The sequence below is a fragment of the Bdellovibrio sp. HCB209 genome (genome assembly GCF_047306065.1).
Classification (GTDB): Bacteria; Bdellovibrionota; Bdellovibrionia; order Bdellovibrionales; family Bdellovibrionaceae; genus Bdellovibrio.
In genome coordinates this window covers 652,766-671,212 of the sequence record NZ_CP178618.1, presented here as the reverse complement: position 1 = coordinate 671,212, position 18,447 = coordinate 652,766, and the positions used below count along the sequence as shown (strand labels likewise).

The window sequence follows — 18,447 nt, the reverse complement described above, 5'->3', positions numbered from 1 at the left end:
CCTATTCAGCCGGAATTTCGAATTCAGGCTTGTGGCTTTCAGGGGCTTTGTACAAGCAAATCTTGTTTCCACCCTTGTCAGCGATATGTGCCAATGCTTTGGCCGCTGTTTCATCCAACGTCTTAGCTGAGTCACAGAGCGAAGGATATTCGCTGACACCAAGACTGATGGAAATCTTCATTCCGTTATCCAGGAAGGAGCTACCCTCCACCACGCGACGAACTCTCTCGGCTCTAAGGGCTGCACCCTTTTTAGAACAATGAGGCAGAACCATCGTCAACTCGTTGGCGGCAGTTCTGAAATTCGTATCGTTCGTACGGCTGGATTTTGCTATGACTGTTGCGAGCGATTTAAGCAACTCATCTCTCACCGCTTCACCCAAAGATGATTCAATCTCATAAAAATCATCCATGGCGATCTTCACAATCGCTAATGGCTGCTTCAGACGTCGACCACGTGCGACTTCCTCATCGAGGATTTTCACGTAGTGGTTGCGGTTATAAAGCTCAGTGACAAAGTCCTGAACTTCCAACGCATCGACTTTTTTCTCTAAAACGAAATGGGAATAGCAAAGATTAAACAACGTATATTCATCGTTCAGATGCTCGATGTCTTTGGCATCCATCCCGCCTGAATAAACGAACAAACCTTCCAGATGCGAATTCGCATACAGAGGAATCGCTTTCGGCGGATTCAAATGGAAAGCTTCCACCACCATTTGCGAGAAGTTCGGAGGAATCAATCCCATCGCTAATTGCGTGCCCAGATCTTTCATTTCGTCGGTTGTTAGCTGTGAACCTACGCCTTGAATTTGCGCGGCATCCACACCATTTGCGTGAGTAGCCACGAAGCTACGCACTGACGGAAGAAATTTAAAGAACAGACAACGAGAGCTAGAAATATTATTTAAAAATCTTTGGATGATGTCTTCTTTGCTTTGCGCTGAACGATAATCAGCAATGCGCATTGGGAAGGCCGGACGACTCTCTGCCTGCTCTTGCTGTTGCATCGATTTTAAAGCCGCCGCATGGACATCTTCCATTTGCTGCTTCGTTGTTTCCAGATCTTCGTACATTTGCTCGTTTTGCATTGTTAAGAACAACTTTTCACAAGCACGATCCACGGCCCACAACACACGATTGTCCATAGCCGCTGGATCATCAGAGATCACATCCATGAAACCGAAACTTTGATATTGAGATAAAATATCGAACTGACCTAAATTTGAAATCGCGATAAAGCGAATTTCATCATTGATCTTTTGCACATGAACTACAAAGTCACTCAGTGCTCCATCCAATGTTGCTGTTGCGAACACCAACAAATGCGGAGGAGTGTCGTTCAAACGTTGTTCAAGTTGCTCAGGATCTTGAATAAAATACGCATCATAACCCGCCTGGGACAGAGCTACTTTCGCAGCAGCACCCTGATCCACATCAGATGTGAAAACATAAACGGTAAATTGAGAGCTATGATCGCGAATATCCAATTAAGTCCTCTTTCCCGGTCTACGAATTTCAACTTGATAGCCATCAAGTTTCGACTTGCGCGCTGGCGCAGGGGCCGAAGGAGCATTGATTAGATTCACTGGAGTAAATTCGTCTTGCACTGCCTCTTCATCCGCAGAGTCCAACGCTGAAGCAATCACTGTTCTTTCTTCAGATGCTGCGCTGTCGACGAAATCCAAACTTGCAGCGATATCAGAAACCGGCTCTGCCGTTTCTGTCGGAGCTGGCTTCACTTCAACACGTGGAGCCGCCTCTGCCATGATTGTGCCTTCATCTGGAAGATCCAAAAGTTTATCGATATTCACGTCCAATGGAGAATGATTGCCAACAGATGATTGCACTTTCGCCTCCAGGAATTCAGCCTCTGCTTCGTCACGATGTGGGGATTCGTCTTTCAACTGCAAGACATCCCCTTGAATCGAAATTTTTTCTTCAACCGGAATCGGTGTAAGCTCTTCTTGCACTTGCAATGGAACCACTGGGGCTTTCATCACACTCACTGATTGAGTTTTCTTAAACGTGATCATGACCTTGGCGCCGAAGCCACGTTCAGATGTCACTTTTACTTCCGCATTGTGCTCTTTCAAAACACCGAAGGCTGCTGAAAGTCCCAAGCCCATGTGATTTTTGAAAGATCTTGTCGTAAAGAACGGATCAAAGATTTTACCCAAGTTCGCAGAATCAATGCCTTCACCAGAGTCTTCGAAAGTCAGATGAATTCCCGCTGCATCTTCGAAAAGATCAATCTTCAATTCTTTCTTAGGCATGCGCTCCATCGCCTCGATCGAATTCGTGATGATATTTTCAAAAGCTTTCGTCAAAGCGTCCGAGTGCAAATCAATTGCGCCAGTTTCTTGGAAATTACGAACTAACTTCACGCCTTTGTTTTGCAATTCGCCATCCAAAGACTTCAATGCACGAGCCAAAGGGCCCTCCACTTTCATGGAGTTCTTTTCTTTGATCTCTTCGCCGGCATAACCCAAAAGTTTATTTAGAACTTCACGGGCCGCACGCGTTTCACGCAAAATCGAATCTGTGTTTTCCGTGATCTCACCGCCCGGCTGTTTCGCCAGGATCATTTGCGAGTAACCCAGAATCGAACTCAACGGCCCACGCATTTCATGCGCTAACGCTGAGGCGACTCGCATCGAGGTTTGAACTTTTTCATCTTGAGCAGTTTCAGGATCAGCAACCACAGTTTTTTCAACCGGTGGAGCTGCGGAAACTTTTTTGTGAGCTTGTTCAAGATCGTTTTCCAATTTTACAATTCTGTTTTCAGCGGGAGTCACCACCCACAACACAGCTGCGATCCCCACAAGCACCAAACCACAACCCAGTAACAAGAATTGCCACCAAAGACCCGTTCGACCTTTAAGCGCCTCTGTCAAAGGAGCTGAACTTAGAACCCACAAATTCGTTTGCGGTACTTGTTCGAACATTCCGTAAAGTTGTTGCTTGGATTTTTCATCCGCAGTTACAACACCACCACCGTGAGTGGCGCCAGTTTTCGCGATCTCTTTGAACATCGGATCATCGCGCATCACTGTTCCCAAATATTCAGGAATTGTGTGACCGACGGTCAGACCGTTTGTTGTAACTACCGAGAATGAACTTAAGCTGCCTCTCTCGGAATCAATTTGCGATTGAAAGATTTCGCCAGAACTGAAAAGAGCATATCCACGACCGCCTTCGATCAGAACCACAGCCACATAGCGACCGCGATTTGTATCTTGAAAAGGCTTTACGAAAAATTTCAAATCGTTGGTGCGGTTTTCAATTCTTCCCAACGCCGCTTTCACAAAAGCATTGTTCCAGTTTGCGGCTTTAGAATTATCTTTCGTGATTAAAACTTGTGGCTCAAGGTCAGAACCATTTACTGCCAACGAAGCGACAGCAAAGTACGGAGAGATCGTGGACCAATTGATACGGTTTTTTTGAAAGTTATCCGCGTTGAAAGTAGCAACGACTCTTTGTAAAGATTTAAGCTCGCCCCCCAAAGAACGAGCAATAGAACTGACCTGAGTTCGCGTTTGTGCTTCCACCCAACTCATGCGATCGCCGTACACGAAACTATCCGTTCGCCACAAGACCGCGCCAATAAATAGCGCCGCCACCGCAATCAACACCGTTAGGAGTTTTAACTTCATCAGGATTCCTTCCCGTCACACCGCAAGATCATTGATATCATTGTAGTTTTAGAAAGTGATAAGAATCAAGCAAGACTCCTTTGCCAAAGCCACTAAAAGGATTTAGAAAGGCAGCATTATGAGTACCCACCGCAGTGATGTTTTGATTATTGGCTCTGGCTCTGCCGGGCTTGCTTTAGCTCTAAAAATGGCTTCGCATGGCAAAGTGATCGTCCTTGCCAAGGAAAAGATGACTGATACCAATTCAGCTATGGCTCAAGGGGGTATCGCCGCCGTGATGTCGGGCGAAGACAGCTTCGAAGCTCATATCGAAGACACTTTGGTGGCGGGAGCGGGCCTTTGCAAAGAGACTGTCGTCCATAACTATGTACATCAAGCCCCTGAACGTATTGAGGATTTGATAAACTGGGGTGTTCATTTCGACCTCCGCAAAAAAGGCAGCGAAGAAACCGATCAGATAGATTTGACGCGCGAGGGCGGACACAGTTTTCGCCGCATTTTGCACTTCGAAGATCAAACAGGTTTAGAAATTCACCGAACTTTGTTAGCACGAGTTCGCGAACACGAAAACATCACTCTGCTGGAACGCTTTAACGCCATCGACTTGATTGTGAACAAAGAAGTCGATCCCAATGACATGGACCCCGTAGCTTGCATCGGCGCTTACGCACTCGATAAAAATTCTGGGGAAGTGCACACTTTTGTAGCAAAAAACACAATCCTTGCAACGGGTGGAGCCGGCAAGGTTTACCTTTACACCTCCAATTGGAGTGGTGCGACGGGTGACGGCATCGCCATGGCTTACCGTGTGGGAGCGCGTATCGCGAATTTGGAATTCATGCAATTCCACCCCACTTGTCTTTTCCACACGAACTCTCGCAACTTTTTGATCTCCGAAGCCTTGCGTGGTGAGGGCGGCGTTTTGATCGACGCCAAGGGCGAGCCGTTCATGCACAAGTATCATAACCTTGCATCTCTCGCTCCCCGCGATGTGGTTGCTCGCTCCATCGATAAAGAAATGAAGCGCACCGGTGCTGAGTGCGTTTACTTAGACATGACCAAGCTTGATTCAGAATTTTTGAAACAACGATTCCCAACGATCTATGCAAAGTGCAACGAGCTTGGCATCGATATGACGAAGCAACCGATTCCTGTGGTTCCCGCCGCTCACTATTTGTGCGGTGGCGTACTGACTGATGAATCCGGTCGCACAGATATTCCAGGACTGTGGGCCATCGGCGAAACAAGCTGCACAGGCCTGCATGGTGCGAACCGTTTGGCCTCCAATTCTCTTTTGGAATGCTTAACGACAGCCCACAACTGCTCTGCTGAACTTAAAAAACACTGGGATGATTTTAAATTCTTCCCGACAGAACCTAAATCCTGGACTCATCCTGAAGAGGCCAATGACGACGAGATGATTGTGATCACCCACATGTGGGAGGAAATCCGTCGCTTGATGTGGAATTATATGGGAATCGTTCGCTCCAACAAACGTTTAGAGCGCGCCCAACATCGTCTGGAAAATATCCTGGCCGAAGTAAAAGAATACTATTCCAACATGAAAATTCACTCTGACATTTTGGAGCTGCGTAATATTGCGATTGTAGCCCATCTTTCGGTGGAGTGTGCTCTTCGTCGTCAGGAAAGTCGTGGGATTCATTACAACATCGACTATCGTGAACAACAGGAAACTCCTCACGATACTATTGTCGTTCGTGGACTGATCTAGACCTAAAAAACCTTGTGTTCAGCTAGACCAAGCGGCAATCTAAATTCATGCTCAAAAGAGAAGAAGGCTTTTTCAAAGGTTTCGACAATACCAACTTGTTCTTTCAAGTTTGGGACAATCCCAACGCTAAAGGAACAATCATCATCACTCACGGCCACGGTGAACACTCCGAGTGTTATCATCGCTTGGTTGAATCCTTTGCGAACGACCAATGGTCTTTCTATGCTTGGGACCTTCGCGGTCACGGCCGCTCTGATGGTCGCCGCGGATACGCTGCGCACTTTGATGATTACTGCAAAGACCATAAAATTTTCTTAGATAAAGTTCTATCCATTGAAAAAGTTAAAAAAGGTCCCGTGGTTTTATTCAGTCATTCCATGGGCGCTTTGATTGAGTTTAAAACTTTGATGAAAAATCCTGATGTGGCTTACGATGCTTTGATCGTGAGTGCACCGTTGTTGGGATTGTCATTGGAAGTGCCTTTGGCAAAATCCACAGCTGCATTTGTGATGAATAAAATTTTCCCGCAACTGACACTTGGAAATGAAATCAAAAATTCTGATTTGACGAGTGACCCTGAAGTTATTCGTGAGTACGAAAAAGATTCTCTTCGCCACGTGAAAATGTCGCCGGGTGTTTTTGTTGGCATGCTTGAGAACTGGGACTATGTCAGACCTCGCGCTAACGAAATCAAAAAGCCTACGTTGTTTGTTCTTCCAGAAAAAGATCCGGTCTGCAATACGCCTGAATCCATGCATTTCTTTGATCGCCTGGGCAGCAAACGCAAAGAAATCAAAATTTACCCTAATGCTAAGCATGAAATTGTGAACGATGTAATGCGTGCGACGGCTTTTGCTGATATTAAAAGATTTCTGGATAGTGTTTTGGAGTCTCGTTCATGAAATATATTTTAGCTCTGTCTTTGTTAGTTACTGGATGCGCTTCTTACGAAATCACGGAAAGTGGTCGCGCCCTTCGCACTGAAGATCAGTATTTTTCTATCGTGGATAAAAATACGGATCGCACAACTAAGTACTCTGGCCTTTACAACTTGCTAGAAATGCAAGCTGTGGTTCTAAACTCTGAAGTTTTGGATGCTCAAGTTGATCAACTGACGCGTTTTTACTTGTGGGATGAACCAAAAATTCAGGACGAGAAAATCAAACGCGATGCTCGCCTGAACAAAGAGACTGAGCTTTTCCTAAGCTTCTATACTCCGAATGTTAAAAACGATGATCTACAGAAAGATACGACATTGTGGAAGATCTTCCTGGATGTCGATGGTCGTCGCTACCAAGGCAAGGTGACTAGGATCAAATCACCTTTGGCAGAGCTAGTAAGTCTTTATCCGACACACAACCGCTTCTTTACTCCCTACGCTCTTACCTTCCCGGTCGCAATGAAGTCGATCGAAGGCAAAGAAATGAAGGTCACTGTCACAGGGCCTGTTGGATCCGGAACTCTGAACTACAATAAGAAATAAAAAAGGGGACCTTGAGTCCCCTTTTCTTTTATCACTTTAGCGATGAAATCTGCGTGAAACTTCAAAATCAAATAAAGGCTTCACAAATTTCGCAGCCTTCAAAGCCCATCCTGTCAGTCCCGATGGCTCCAGCACTTCTAAATCATGCAAGATCGCTTCGCGAATCATCTTTACATATTGAGCTGGCGAGATAGTTTCATTCGGTACTTCCATATGTTTACCAAAAACATCGACCACTTTTTCAAACATGCGCGTTTTAATTCCCGGCGTGATCAACAATAGAGTGGAAACGCCCGTATCCTTAAGCTCCGCACGCAAACACTGTGTGAAAGCCACAACCGCAGCTTTAGAAGCCGCATACGTCGTATTGGATGGAAAATACATATAAGCTGCGACGCTTGAGTTATTAATAATCTTACCGCGCTTACGCTCTAGCATCCCTGGCAACAAACCGTGAGTCAGGTGAATCAAACTGTTCACATTCACTTGCAACATCTCGTAAATTTCATCGATGGATTGAGTTTCTAACAACCCACCCGTCAATTGCCCGGCATTATTGAAAAGAATATCGATATTGATCGCTTTAAGATCTTGAATCAGCTTGTTCACCGCATTCCGCTCGGCTAGATTTGCCTGCCAGACCGTCACTGACTTTGCGCCCGCAGCGGTTAGCTCCTCAACCAGATTTTTATCTTCGTTACGAATCACCAAATGAAGATGAGCTTTGTCTTCGGCACACATTTTTGCAAATGCGCGACCGATACCTCTGTTAGCTCCTGTAATTAGAATATGTCGTCCTGAGATTTCCATAAATCACTATCCTTCCTTGATAGCTGTCGTGGCAGGAAGTCCCCAAGATTTTAAAATCTCTAATTCATCTTGGGCAGATGTGGACTTTTTAAACTTCGCGCCCGACTGACCGCTGACTCGTTTTTGGCAAGAGGGCCAATCTTTGTGGCGATAAACGATGCCACCGATACTGCTTATATAACTAAATGCTGCTTTTTTCTCTGTCGGAGATTTCATTTCCGGTAAAGAAAAGTCCTTAGGAATTTCCAAGATATTGATTGGATAGTTCTCTAAGCTTCCTGAATACAAGTTCACATACTCATTCTGCGAGAAAGCCACGGCGATACGGTCGCAGCGCTCATTGCCGGGAATACCGATATGACCACGGCTGTAGCGCCAGTCTACTTTATTGCCGGCACCACGTGCTTGCACCAATTGCCCTAGCTCTTCCCACAAATCGCGATTTGAAACCTCGGCACCTTCCGCTGTTTTCCAACCACGTTTTTTCCACCCAAAAATCCACTGAGTAATTCCGCGAATAACGTAAGTCGAATCTGTGTAGAAATGCACAGGTCCCGGAATGTCAGAAACATAGCGCAAAGCCTCGATGGAGGCTTTCATCTCCATGCGATTGTTTGTTGTCGCACGGTCGCCCGCACCCAGTTCAACAACTTTGTCGTTAGGTAAAAGAACAACAGAACCCCAGCCGCCGGGACCAGGATTGCCGGAGCAAGCTCCGTCAGAAAAAATTTGGATATAACCACGAGATGTATTCACCCTTAGATCGTCGACCAGAGGGTGTCTTTGAGTCAACTGCTGGACGCCTGCGTAGCTATCAAGACTGCTTAATATAATCGGAAATCTGCGACTTCATTCGTGTATTCAACTCAGCGAGCGCCGGAATTTCCTTGATCTTAACGATTTCATCCATGGGATACACAACCGCAAGCTTCACTGTTTTCACGCGATCTAGGTACTTCATGCGATAAAGCGCCCAAGTGTAGGCTTCCAACTGTTTAAACGCAGTTTCGGAATAACGTTGTGAACCGGTTTTGTAATCCACCAGCCATGCTGTTTCATCAACGATGCCCCACAAGTCGATTTGACCTTGCATCAAAGCATTCTGTTCAACTAAAGCAAAACCCCACTCCACAAAACCGTTTTCAATAATTTTTAACAACGGCAACTGTTCGGTCTCAGCCAGGAACGTCAGTGGCGCTTTCAAATCCTCATCTGAAATTTTCAAGAGATCTTGATAAGACGTAAATTTCAACGATTCAAACAGGCGATGCGCCGTCGTCCCTTGTTGAGCGCGAGCCAAACCTGGGGCCAACTGCGCAACAGATGGAACATAGTCAGATCCTTGAGCTGCTTCTGGCGTTACCAGTGCTGTGACTGAAATATGCTTACGCTTTTCTTCTTTTTGTGGAATCTGCCATGGTTTGCGCAAGGCTTTCTGAGCAAGCTCTTGATCCGCCATTTTTACTGGTTCTGGATTTTCACGACGAACGACATACGAAAAATCCGCTTCTTCGTGAAGGCCTTCTTCGATATTCAAAGGACACAAAGCCGCCCAGGATTTTTTGCCGATCTTCTTTTCATCCCACTGCAAAGTCACACCGGATTTTGCACGAGTCAGTGCCACATACAAAACACGATGGAACTCATCGCCTTCACGACGACGAAGCTCTTCCATGATTTGATCAGCTAGAATACTGCCAGCAAGCATTTGCGTTTCTTCATCTCGGATTTTCAATGTCCACTGACCGGTTTTTTCTGCGAAAGAAATCACTGGGGCAAAACTTGCGCGTGGGTCCTTACCCATGCCCGGCAAAATAACGTGTTCAAACTGCAAACCTTTTGAAGCATGGACAGTCATGAAGTTCACACGTTTTGGCTCAATCACTGGAGTGGCATCAGAATCTTCACCACCCTCATCCGTCGATAAGGAATCTAAGCTTGAATCTAAGAAATCGAGGAAGTTAAATCCAGGACGACGTTCTTCGTCTCCTAGCAAGGAAACTACTTTCCACAAATTCGCCTCGCGACGGCCTGTGGAATCAATACGAGCGGAGTAATCAAATAGACCCAGTTCAATCAAGGCACTTTTCAAAGTGAATGACAGACCTTTTTCTTCGCTAGTCTCTAAAAGAACTTTCAAAATATTCAACGGATGAGACGCCGATTTTGCATCCAACGTTTTTTGCGCTTCTCTCCAGAAGGAATGCTTGAAGCTATGGCACAGATCCATAATTTCAGAGTCAGACATCACAAACCAAGGTGAGCGCAACAAGGCCACTAAATTGGCATTGTCATGCGGATTCACCAAGAACTTCAAAATCGACAAGGCGTCTAAAACTTCACGACGCTCGTAAAAACCACTGCCACTATGTAGTTGCAAAGGCACACCGTGATCTTGGGCCACCTTAGCGATATCAGATAAAACTTTGTGCGTACGTGAAAGAATACAAATCTGCTCGGGGCTTACACCCTCACTCAAGAGCTCTTGAATACGTGCAACAGTGCCCAAGTATTCCTTGGAAACTTCGTCCTCTGCTGTGGTTTCGGTCACCAAGACTTGAACCACTGGATCTGCGGGACCTTTTTTTTCTTTCTTAGGATCTGGGGTCATCGAAGCAAACTGCTTGCGATCCAAACGCGTGAAGTAATGATTAAAGAACTCCAAAACCTCCGGTGAAGAACGATAGTTCACAAGCTTCACTTGCACATCGCCCTCTTGGGATTGAATCTCTGCCACTTTTTCTTGGAAGACTTCAGATCTGGCACCACGGAAAAGATAAATACTTTGTTGAGGGTCACCCACCACAAAGATCGGCTTTTCACCGACGAGATTGCTTAAGATTTCCACCTGAATGGGGCTGGTATCTTGATACTCATCGACCATCCAGAAATCCCATTCCTGCGAAAAGTTAACCGCTGATTCAGGGGATTCTTTGATAATTTTATAACTTAAAGTTTCTAGGTCGGACATCGACAGCAAGCCATTTTCAAGCTTCTGTTGCATCAAATCCTGACAGAAAAGAGTCGCCAGCTGTTCAAACAGCTCGCAGTTCTTTTGATGCTTCATCCAGAATTCAGGACGATAACGAGCGGACTCTAAAAGTTTATCGATACGGTCGCGCAGCTCTTCAAGCTCTTCGTTCAAGCTCGCACTAAATGGAGGAGAGGCCTTGCGGTACTGAGGTTTAGTTAAGCCATCCCACATACCTTGCAACAACCCAAAGAACTGCCCCAAATCTTGAGCATCCCAATTGAAGGACCACAGGTTTGCGACGTACTCTTTCCATTTCTCGTTATCAGTTTCCTGATCGATTTCAAGGCACACTCTTTTAAGTCGGCCACCGATATCTTTGATCAGTTTCTTAGTTTCAGCTTCTTGTTCATCTGCTGTGATAAAGCGAGCTTCTGGGAAAACGACTCTTTCAGCAAAATACTGCATCAACGCATTTTCGATGACACTGAATTCATACTCTTCCAACAGTTCTTGAAGTGTCGGAATTTCCAAAATGTGCTTACGCATGATCTTGCGGGCACCACGGCGGATCTCGGCATCGCTCATGATTTTATAATCAGGCGTAAGGCCAATTGCAGATCCATAGCGAGAAAGGAATAGACTTAAAACACCGTGAATTGTCGAAATTTGAACTTGTGAACGCGAATTCACAAAGTGGAAAAGATCTTCGCGCTTTTCTTCAAGAGCTTTAGCTGACAAACGCTCTTTCAACTCTTGAGTCGCTTTACGTGTAAATGTCGTAACAACGATGCGTGGGAATTTTTTGTGAGCCTTTTCAAAGTCGCTCGCAAAATCCAAAAATAGACGCGTAAGAGTCGTGGTTTTACCCGCCCCGGCTCCGGCACGAAGAATAGTGTTTTTTAATTGAGGTGAGGTGCTCGACACTGTCTTCTCCATTCACAGCTAGGGCAGATTTGTGTATCCACGGGCACTGGGCGAATTTCCCCCAGACGGATGCGCTCTAACGTCGCCATTAATATTTTTGTGAACTCGACCAAGTAAAGCTCTTTAGCTTCAAGCGTGGCATTTTTATCTTTGGTGCGAGTCGCAGGATACAAACTTCCTGCTTTGTCATTGATACGGAAACCTTTGCGATCAAAGGTACGGAAAATATAATAGAACAAGCCAATCACTTCGCCTTTAAGATCTTCCATCAGGGATTTTTCCATCACCCACATGTAAAACAAAAGTTGAAGCTCGTTGTTTTTAAGCCAAGATCCATGGGCAGTGATTCCACCCGCAGAACTCTTATAATCCAACAAAACCAAATTGCCGTCTTGATCGGAATCAATGCGGTCAATAGAGCCTGAAATACGGAAGGTGTTATCGCTTGGTTCCTTCGTCAAAGATCCCGTTGCTGGGTCCAAGTGAAACTCGAAGCGTTTTTCACGCGCTAAGGTTTTTGTTCGATTGTATTCTTGGCGCCAAGTTTTTTCAAAATCCAGGAATCTTTGTGCCAATTGAACGTGTTTTTTGCGAAGCGGCTGCCACAAGCGTTCATCAGCGAACAAAAGGCCTTTGTCCTTGCGAACAGTTTCTAGGATCTGTTCAAGCTCATCAGTTTTCCAATCAAAACGCATCGGCTCCTGAGTAAGCTTTTCGAATAAAGCATGGGCCAGCTGCCCGCGCGTGCGATGATCGACATCCAAATCCACTTCAGGCAGATCTTTCAGCTTAAAGTATCTTTGTGCCGCAAATACGAACGGACATTCTAAATATGTTTCAATCGCTGACGCTGAAATGCTTGGAAGTTTTTTAAGCTGTGCTAATGGCAACTCTGCTTTGCCCAAATCCAGTTGGATTCTATTTTCGATTTCAGCAACTCGGCCATCAACCCAGCTTCTTTTGGCACCTTCAGAGGAATATTGGATCTCATCCCAACGAGTTTCCATCGGAACTGTCAGGGTTTCATTCATATGGCCTTCGTTCAGACTCATCCAGAATGTGGATGGCGAACAAAGAGTGCCCGACAAGTCTGTCCCACCAAAACAATAGATATCGTGAACAGAGGCGGCTTCCGAAAGAAGTTTCAATTCAAATGCCAGGTCACTTTGATCTGGATTATCCAAATAGAAACCAATGTCTTTGGCTAAATCAAAGTAGTCTGTGCCAGAAAGCTGCGTTTTATTGCGCGTTCTGAGGGATTCATCCGTCAGGCCTACGAAAATACGGTACAAAGCTTTTTCGCTGTATGCAGACATTAGCTTCGTAACAAGCACGCCGGAGGTTTCGCCTTTTTCCAAAGAGTACTCCTTGGCAGCGACAATGCTTTCCAGATAGCTGAGCCACTCTTTCCAAATAAGTTTGGTATTGGCCGTGGCGTTTTGTAAAAGCTCGCGCAAAATAATTTGCACGACTTCTGTATCGTGAGATCCCCAGAAGCTCAGAGCCTTTGCTACAAATTCATCGCGAACAACCCAACCACTTAAATCAATCTGCTCGTAATAAATTTTATGTATCAATTCATTGCGGGCCAAATCCTCGTTCACATACATGCTTTTAAACAAAGCTTTAAAGTCCTCGTAACGAAGGGCTTGGGATTCATTCTTTTCAAAGAATGAAATCTCTAGATCTGATGAAGACAAACGACCGCTCTTCGCACGTAACGTGGCCAACCAGCGAGTCACCGATGGCAGACTTTGTACCTTGTGAGTGATGTCCTTTTGAACGGGAATGCCTTCTTCTTTGAGATACGCTTGCAGAACAGGCCAGTATTGTTCGATATCAGGGGCGATCACTGCGATATTTTCAGCCGGAATTCCAGCTTCAAGCCATTTACGAACTTGGCCCACAGAATTTTTAATCTCAGCTAGCATCCCTGAAAAACGCAGGACTTCTTTGGTCTTTTCTTTCAGATCGACCGCATGCAGTTTTTCAACTGCGGAACTTTGCGCTCTTAAATCTTCATACGGCTTTAAAAGATAACGGAACTCTTCACGCCATTTCGGAGTTGGTTCTAAAACGATCACGTCGATCGAGCGAGACAGTGTTCTTAAAATCTCGGCCTCAACACGGGAGATCTCACCACTCAAATCAACGATCAAAGGAATATCCCATACTCGCTCAAGCTCATTGAAGGATTGCAGGTAAGCTGTGATCCAGTCGGCTGTGATGATATTGTACTTTTCTAAAAGTTGGATTGCGCAAAAACGCGCACGCAAGTACCACGCACCCCAACGATTTTTTGCTTCGGGATGTTCCTCGAACCAATCATTGAGTTTTTGAGTTCCCTCGGGATGGAAAATCACCGCTGCCATCTGGTCGATATAAGAAAACACCGTGTCCTCTGCGGAAGAGTTCACGCCCAGGGCTTCGGCATTTTCATCCAAGATTGTACGCAAGATGGAGCGTGCGAAGGGATCACTCACCAAACGCAAGCGTGGTTCCAGACGTTTTAAAAGAAGCTTCCACAAATCGCTGGCGCGCAGAACGGATTCGTCCACGTATTGACTATCACGAGCCAAAATCTTTTGCTGAAGCTCGAATTTGGTACGCAAATCCGAAACCAGCCAAGACTGTTCGCGTGGATTATATTTTGTAAACAGCTCGTTGATTTGCGAGCGATTTTCGATAGGGACGATTTTTAACATCAGGGGTTACCGGCGTTGTTTTAGCTTCCTTCTTTTACCCTGATTATCTGTGAATTTGAAGTCAGCATCAAAGCTTAAATCGACGCCAACGCTGACCATATAACGATTATCTGATGTTTGCCCCGGATAAGCCCCTAGCTCTTCCGTGTAACTTACAGCATCAATGTGAAGAATGAATAGATTTACCCCTGCGCCATAGCTGAAATAGCCCTGACTGAAGCCCGCGCGAAGATCAATAACTGGTAAAGAAACCTCTGCGCCCAGATGGAATTTCTTGCCCGTTTCGATGTCTGGTTCCAAAAGATGGCGAACTTCGCCCCCTACAGACAAATCAATTCCCGGTAAATCCAGGGTCACACCCGCACCCAAACTTAAATTTTGCGTGATGTGAGGTGGAGAATCATCTCCTTCGGTTTTCGTGAAAGCTGTATTCCCCACATCTTGCCAAACCAAAGCAACTGTCGGTTTTAACAGAGGCAAATCAATCGTCGTCGCCAAAGCCAAGTCAATCCCGTAGCCCTGACCCTTGTCATCAAAACGACTTCCGATATCATCGATGGTACTCGCATTGGAAACATCGGTCAGCGACAGCTCTTGCATCACTCCACCCCAACGATTCAATTTTTTCGCAGCCATCCCCAGATGTGTTCCGGGACCAATCGGAAGCGCGAATCCCAGATAATAACCAGTATCGTGTCTGAAATAAGTTTCAAATTGCGGGTATGTCGGATTGTGAAGCTCCAAAGAAACTTCCGCATCTTGCAAGTATCCCACGGCAAAATTCCCGACAGCCACTGCGGCTTTCGCTGTGGCTTGAAGCCAAACGCGTTTTCCATAAAGACTGTTATAGGTATTCGGATCATTCGGGTCGAAGTTCTGTAGTTCATCGATATCTTCTTTAGACAGGGAATTCAAACTCACGCCGATTTCGGCCAATTTGATATCCAGTCCTTCAACTTTACTGAGTGCCGCAGGATTATAGAAAACCGCATCTGCTCCACTCACGAAAGGAATGTAAACTCCACCCATTCCCAGAGATCTGGCATTGCGTGCGAATTCAGTGAGTGACTGAGCCATTGCCGAAGTTGAAAACAGCACCATGAAAGAAAAGAGTACCGAGCGCAGCACTAAGGCACCCCCGGTGGTTTCGCCGTACGACAACATACCGTTGCGCCTGGGCGAGTTGTTGCAGGTGTCGCCGTGAAATCTGTAATGAACGTCGCGGTGTCATCAATACTGCACACGCCAAATCCAAAGTCAGAAGTGTCCATCATGACTCTCATGGCGTAGACCATTTCATCACTCACATCATCAGGAGTCACCATACCAGAACAAGAAGCCGAAGGACCTGCGATAGCCTGAAGAGCTTCATCGCAAGCATCGCCCATATCACCGATCGCATCAATCGTAGTACCACCACCCAATGCATCGGTTAAAGCCGTGATATTTTCAAAAACAAGTCCCAACCCTGCAGCAACACGTTTTACATCTGACGATTGAAGATAGTGATTAAGCCCCGGCGGCACAGCTGGAAATGGCGGTAATGGCGTTGGATCTGGCCATGCTGATATATTACCCGTTTGGTCTTCATCACAAACTGTAGCATCCGCATCTTTCGCTCCATCTGGAGTTCCAGCATCCAATTTTGCCGACAAATTCGTACCGATACGAGCAACACCTAAGAGAGCTAAGAAAAGATTTTCATTGGTCGTACGACTTGCAGCGGGACCAATTCCCTGAAGAACAGCAATCGCACTTTCACACGAATCTGGATTAACAGTTCGGCCACCCCAAATACCCATGAAGTATTGGAAAAGCTCGGTCGCCGTATTGTTCGTCATTCCATGAATCAGATCGACAAAAATCAACCCACACTTACCAGCATAAGCTGAAGCTAAAATCATTTTTACGTCGCGGCGGCCTTGGTAGGTCGCTGACATTTTCGTGGTAACAATGGAAATAGTAGAATCCCACTCCATCTCATCTAGCTTTTTCTTGGCATCAATAAAATACGCGGCGTCAGATTCCTTATTGGACATCTCTGACAATACATTCTCGGTACCACAAGAAGTTGTGATCGATAATGTCATTATTAAAATAAGCACGCGTTTAAAAATACTCATACCTTCCTAGAATCTGAGTGAGAACTTCATATTGTATCTGCGATCTTCTTTAGGTGATGCGGAGGTGCCGATTTCTTCGCCGTAGCTAGCAAATTGCCATTGCCAACGCTCAGATGCGATCTCAAGGCCTGCGGTCCAATACCTTTGATTATAACCTGCACGCAAAAAGAACGCGTCTCCGAAGTTAAACTCCATCCCACCATGAATCAGTTTGGCCTTATCCTCTTCATCAGATGATGTTAATAAGCCACGGTACTCGACTGTCCATGCGGATCTTACGTAATTGGTGTGGATTGGAAACAACGCTGCGGCTACATCTAAATCTTGCTTTACCAAAGTGGGACGCTCACCTGTCCCTGATGTAGACTGACGGAAGCTATCTGTTTGATTGAAGCTCGTTCCACCCACATCACGAAGCACTGCTGTGATCGTTGGAAGATACTGCCATGGAGCTGACAACATCAATGCGATATCAGTGGAAAGTCCCACACCTGAACTGGCAATCGTGCCGTAATCCAAAGCGCCTACTGAACTTAACGTACGATTATCTGCTTCGATACGATCGATCAGTTTTGTATTAAAGCCTAATTTGACTCGGCCATCGAACAGACGGAAGTTAAATCCCAAAACCAGGGCCAAATCACTGCGATAATAAGTGTCGATAGTTGAGCCATCATCACTCATCTGCGCATCTAATAAATAGTTATTGTAAATACCGATACCGAAATTTCTAGCAACCAGCGACGGGAACACTTGCCCCTTCGCATGATAATAAGATCCACGATTTTGATTTAAGAAATCCTTCACATCTGAAAGACTGAATGGATTTTTCGTTGGTGAGGCCGTAAAGCTGCTCATCGCAGTTTGATTCAGATCCAACTCCGGATCGAAGTAAGTTCCATAAAAATCTCTTAATTTACCCAAACCCGCTGGATTCACCAGCAACGCAGTTTCATCATTCACAACAGCTAAACAAGCTCCGCCCATTGCCTGGCAGCGCACACCTGAATAGAAGGTACGTCGTTCTGCCGCGTTCACGTCAAAGGTGCACACGATAAGCAAGAATATTTGAATGAGGGCGATCCATAAAATCCGTTTCATAGTTCCATCCGCTCGATAAGTTCGCGAAAAATTGAAATTTTTCGTCTAACTTCTTATCGGTCGGGTTCAGCCTCACATTGAGACATCTCATTAAAATACGGAGCAAGGTCTAGTGTTAAGCCCCCCGCTGAAAGTCCGATAAGTAATCATATAGCAAACAAAATGGTTATACGTCCGAGGAGTTTTGCGATGGCTAATTCAAAGTTCACAGCATTGATCGCTGGTCTGGGTTTCATGGCTACACTTTCAGCCTGCAGCGCGGATTCAGATAAAGACAAACTTATGGAAGCCCAGCTTTGTCTGGACCAAGCAAGCCAAGGTCAAGCAGACAGCTGCGTGTCTTCACTTGCTAGCTTATCTTCTCCTCATAGCTATGCCTTGAGATGCAGTGCTAAATTTATCGATTCGGGTATTACAACTCCGGAAAATCTTTCGAAAGCATTGTCATCGATTGGTGAAGACTCAGGCTCTAACTCCAGCACTGAGCTTCTTAGTTTGTTGAATATGGGTGGTGACTCAAGCTATGCGAGCGACGCTGCGGACCTTTGCTCTAAATCCGGTCAGCCAGGATTTGCATTGATGGGTGCGATGGCGAAAAGTGCGACAGTACTTGCAAGCGTATCTTCAAGCATCTTGGGATCTTGTACATCAATCGATTCATGTACAGGCAGTGACATTGAGACTATCATTGACGACGTTACAGACTCACTTAATGGAAGTGGTTCTTTAACGCCAGCTGAAGCTGAGAAAGTTGTAGAGGATATCGCTGGTGCGGTTACGACGGTTTATTCTGTCACTTGCGGTACAAGCAAATCCAATAAAGATATTTGCGGTCCCATTGATCAAGCTCTAACAGCGGCTGGTATCTCTGATATCAGTTCGGTCAGCCAAGCTGACCTGGTGGCTCTCGGAAAAGAACTTATCGCTAAGTGGAAATAAA

General features: G+C 45.6%; 13 protein-coding genes. 4 read left to right on the top strand and 9 right to left on the bottom strand.

What is annotated here, in order from left to right; translation table 11 throughout:
• Nucleotide 1: 1 nt before the first annotated feature.
• Together ACLVWP_RS03240 and ACLVWP_RS03235 are read right to left on the bottom strand one after the other, a co-directional pair.
• Entirely contained in the window at nt 2-1,489 is a 1,488-nt protein-coding gene (locus ACLVWP_RS03240) for a GGDEF domain-containing protein (protein ID WP_413560057.1), read from the bottom strand.
• Nucleotides 1,490-3,655: a sensor histidine kinase gene (locus tag ACLVWP_RS03235; RefSeq protein WP_413560056.1), complete on the bottom strand. Its 2,166-nt coding sequence runs from the start codon at nt 3,653-3,655 to the stop codon at nt 1,490-1,492.
• 118 nt (nt 3,656-3,773) lie between these two features.
• On the opposite strand from ACLVWP_RS03235, the gene nadB reads away from it, so the two are divergent.
• The 3 genes from nadB to ACLVWP_RS03220 are packed head-to-tail and all read left to right on the top strand — an operon-like array spanning nt 3,774 to nt 6,870.
• Entirely contained in the window at nt 3,774-5,387 is a 1,614-nt protein-coding gene (gene nadB / locus ACLVWP_RS03230) for an L-aspartate oxidase (RefSeq protein WP_413560055.1), read from the top strand.
• A gap of 47 nt (nt 5,388-5,434) precedes the next feature.
• Nucleotides 5,435-6,289, top strand: coding sequence for an alpha/beta hydrolase (locus ACLVWP_RS03225; protein ID WP_413560054.1), 855 nt, complete (start codon nt 5,435-5,437; stop codon nt 6,287-6,289).
• On the top strand, nt 6,286-6,870 hold the full coding sequence (locus ACLVWP_RS03220) for a hypothetical protein (RefSeq protein ID WP_413560053.1): 585 nt from the start codon (nt 6,286-6,288) through the stop codon (nt 6,868-6,870). Before ACLVWP_RS03225 ends, ACLVWP_RS03220 begins: the two co-directional genes overlap by 4 nt.
• 36 nt (nt 6,871-6,906) lie before the next feature.
• Here the strand turns inward: ACLVWP_RS03220 and ACLVWP_RS03215 are convergent, their stop codons facing one another.
• The 7 genes from ACLVWP_RS03215 to ACLVWP_RS03185 are packed head-to-tail and all read right to left on the bottom strand — an operon-like array spanning nt 6,907 to nt 17,507.
• On the bottom strand, nt 6,907-7,680 hold the full coding sequence (locus tag ACLVWP_RS03215) for an SDR family NAD(P)-dependent oxidoreductase (protein ID WP_413560051.1): 774 nt from the start codon (nt 7,678-7,680) through the stop codon (nt 6,907-6,909).
• Nucleotides 7,681-7,686: 6 nt separating this feature from the next.
• A complete protein-coding gene (gene rnhA / locus ACLVWP_RS03210) occupies nt 7,687-8,436 on the bottom strand; it encodes a ribonuclease HI (protein ID WP_413560050.1) in 750 nt (249 codons plus the stop codon).
• 58 nt (nt 8,437-8,494) lie between these two features.
• The gene (locus tag ACLVWP_RS03205; protein WP_413560048.1) at nt 8,495-11,578 is read right to left on the bottom strand and encodes a UvrD-helicase domain-containing protein; all 3,084 of its coding nucleotides are present in this window, start codon (nt 11,576-11,578) and stop codon (nt 8,495-8,497) included.
• Nucleotides 11,554-14,283, bottom strand: a complete 2,730-nt coding sequence (locus tag ACLVWP_RS03200; protein WP_413560046.1) for a PD-(D/E)XK nuclease family protein — start codon at nt 14,281-14,283, stop codon at nt 11,554-11,556. Before ACLVWP_RS03200 ends, ACLVWP_RS03205 begins: the two co-directional genes overlap by 25 nt.
• A 6-nt stretch (nt 14,284-14,289) precedes the next feature.
• On the bottom strand, nt 14,290-15,384 hold the full coding sequence (locus tag ACLVWP_RS03195; protein ID WP_413560045.1) for a hypothetical protein: 1,095 nt from the start codon (nt 15,382-15,384) through the stop codon (nt 14,290-14,292).
• Nucleotides 15,385-15,410: 26 nt separating this feature from the next.
• Complete coding sequence (locus ACLVWP_RS03190; protein ID WP_413560043.1) at nt 15,411-16,373, bottom strand: hypothetical protein; 963 nt, start codon at nt 16,371-16,373, stop codon at nt 15,411-15,413.
• Nucleotides 16,374-16,412: 39 nt separating this feature from the next.
• Nucleotides 16,413-17,507 carry a hypothetical protein gene (locus ACLVWP_RS03185; protein ID WP_413560041.1) on the bottom strand — a complete coding sequence of 365 codons (1,095 nt, stop codon included), beginning with the start codon at nt 17,505-17,507 and terminating at the stop codon, nt 16,413-16,415.
• Between the two features lie 189 nt (nt 17,508-17,696).
• Between ACLVWP_RS03185 and ACLVWP_RS03180 the strand changes: the two genes are divergently transcribed.
• The gene (locus ACLVWP_RS03180; protein WP_413560040.1) at nt 17,697-18,446 is read left to right on the top strand and encodes a hypothetical protein; all 750 of its coding nucleotides are present in this window, start codon (nt 17,697-17,699) and stop codon (nt 18,444-18,446) included.
• Nucleotide 18,447: the final 1 nt, after the last annotated feature.

Bases quoted from the DNA above. Each gene is read 5' to 3' on its own strand.
- ACLVWP_RS03235 (WP_413560056.1), bottom strand. From the start codon at position 3,655: ATGAAGTTAAAACTCCTAACGGTGTTGATTGCGGTGGCGGCGCTATTT.
- ACLVWP_RS03215 (WP_413560051.1), bottom strand. From the start codon at position 7,680: ATGGAAATCTCAGGACGACATATTCTAATTACAGGAGCTAACAGAGGT.
- ACLVWP_RS03185 (WP_413560041.1), bottom strand. From the start codon at position 17,507: ATGAAACGGATTTTATGGATCGCCCTCATTCAAATATTCTTGCTTATC.
- nadB (WP_413560055.1), top strand. From the start codon at position 3,774: ATGAGTACCCACCGCAGTGATGTTTTGATTATTGGCTCTGGCTCTGCC.
- ACLVWP_RS03220 (WP_413560053.1), top strand. From the start codon at position 6,286: ATGAAATATATTTTAGCTCTGTCTTTGTTAGTTACTGGATGCGCTTCT.
- ACLVWP_RS03190 (WP_413560043.1), bottom strand. From the start codon at position 16,373: ATGACATTATCGATCACAACTTCTTGTGGTACCGAGAATGTATTGTCA.
- ACLVWP_RS03195 (WP_413560045.1), bottom strand. From the start codon at position 15,384: ATGGTGCTGTTTTCAACTTCGGCAATGGCTCAGTCACTCACTGAATTC.
- ACLVWP_RS03180 (WP_413560040.1), top strand. From the start codon at position 17,697: ATGGCTAATTCAAAGTTCACAGCATTGATCGCTGGTCTGGGTTTCATG.
- ACLVWP_RS03200 (WP_413560046.1), bottom strand. From the start codon at position 14,283: ATGTTAAAAATCGTCCCTATCGAAAATCGCTCGCAAATCAACGAGCTG.
- ACLVWP_RS03225 (WP_413560054.1), top strand. From the start codon at position 5,435: ATGCTCAAAAGAGAAGAAGGCTTTTTCAAAGGTTTCGACAATACCAAC.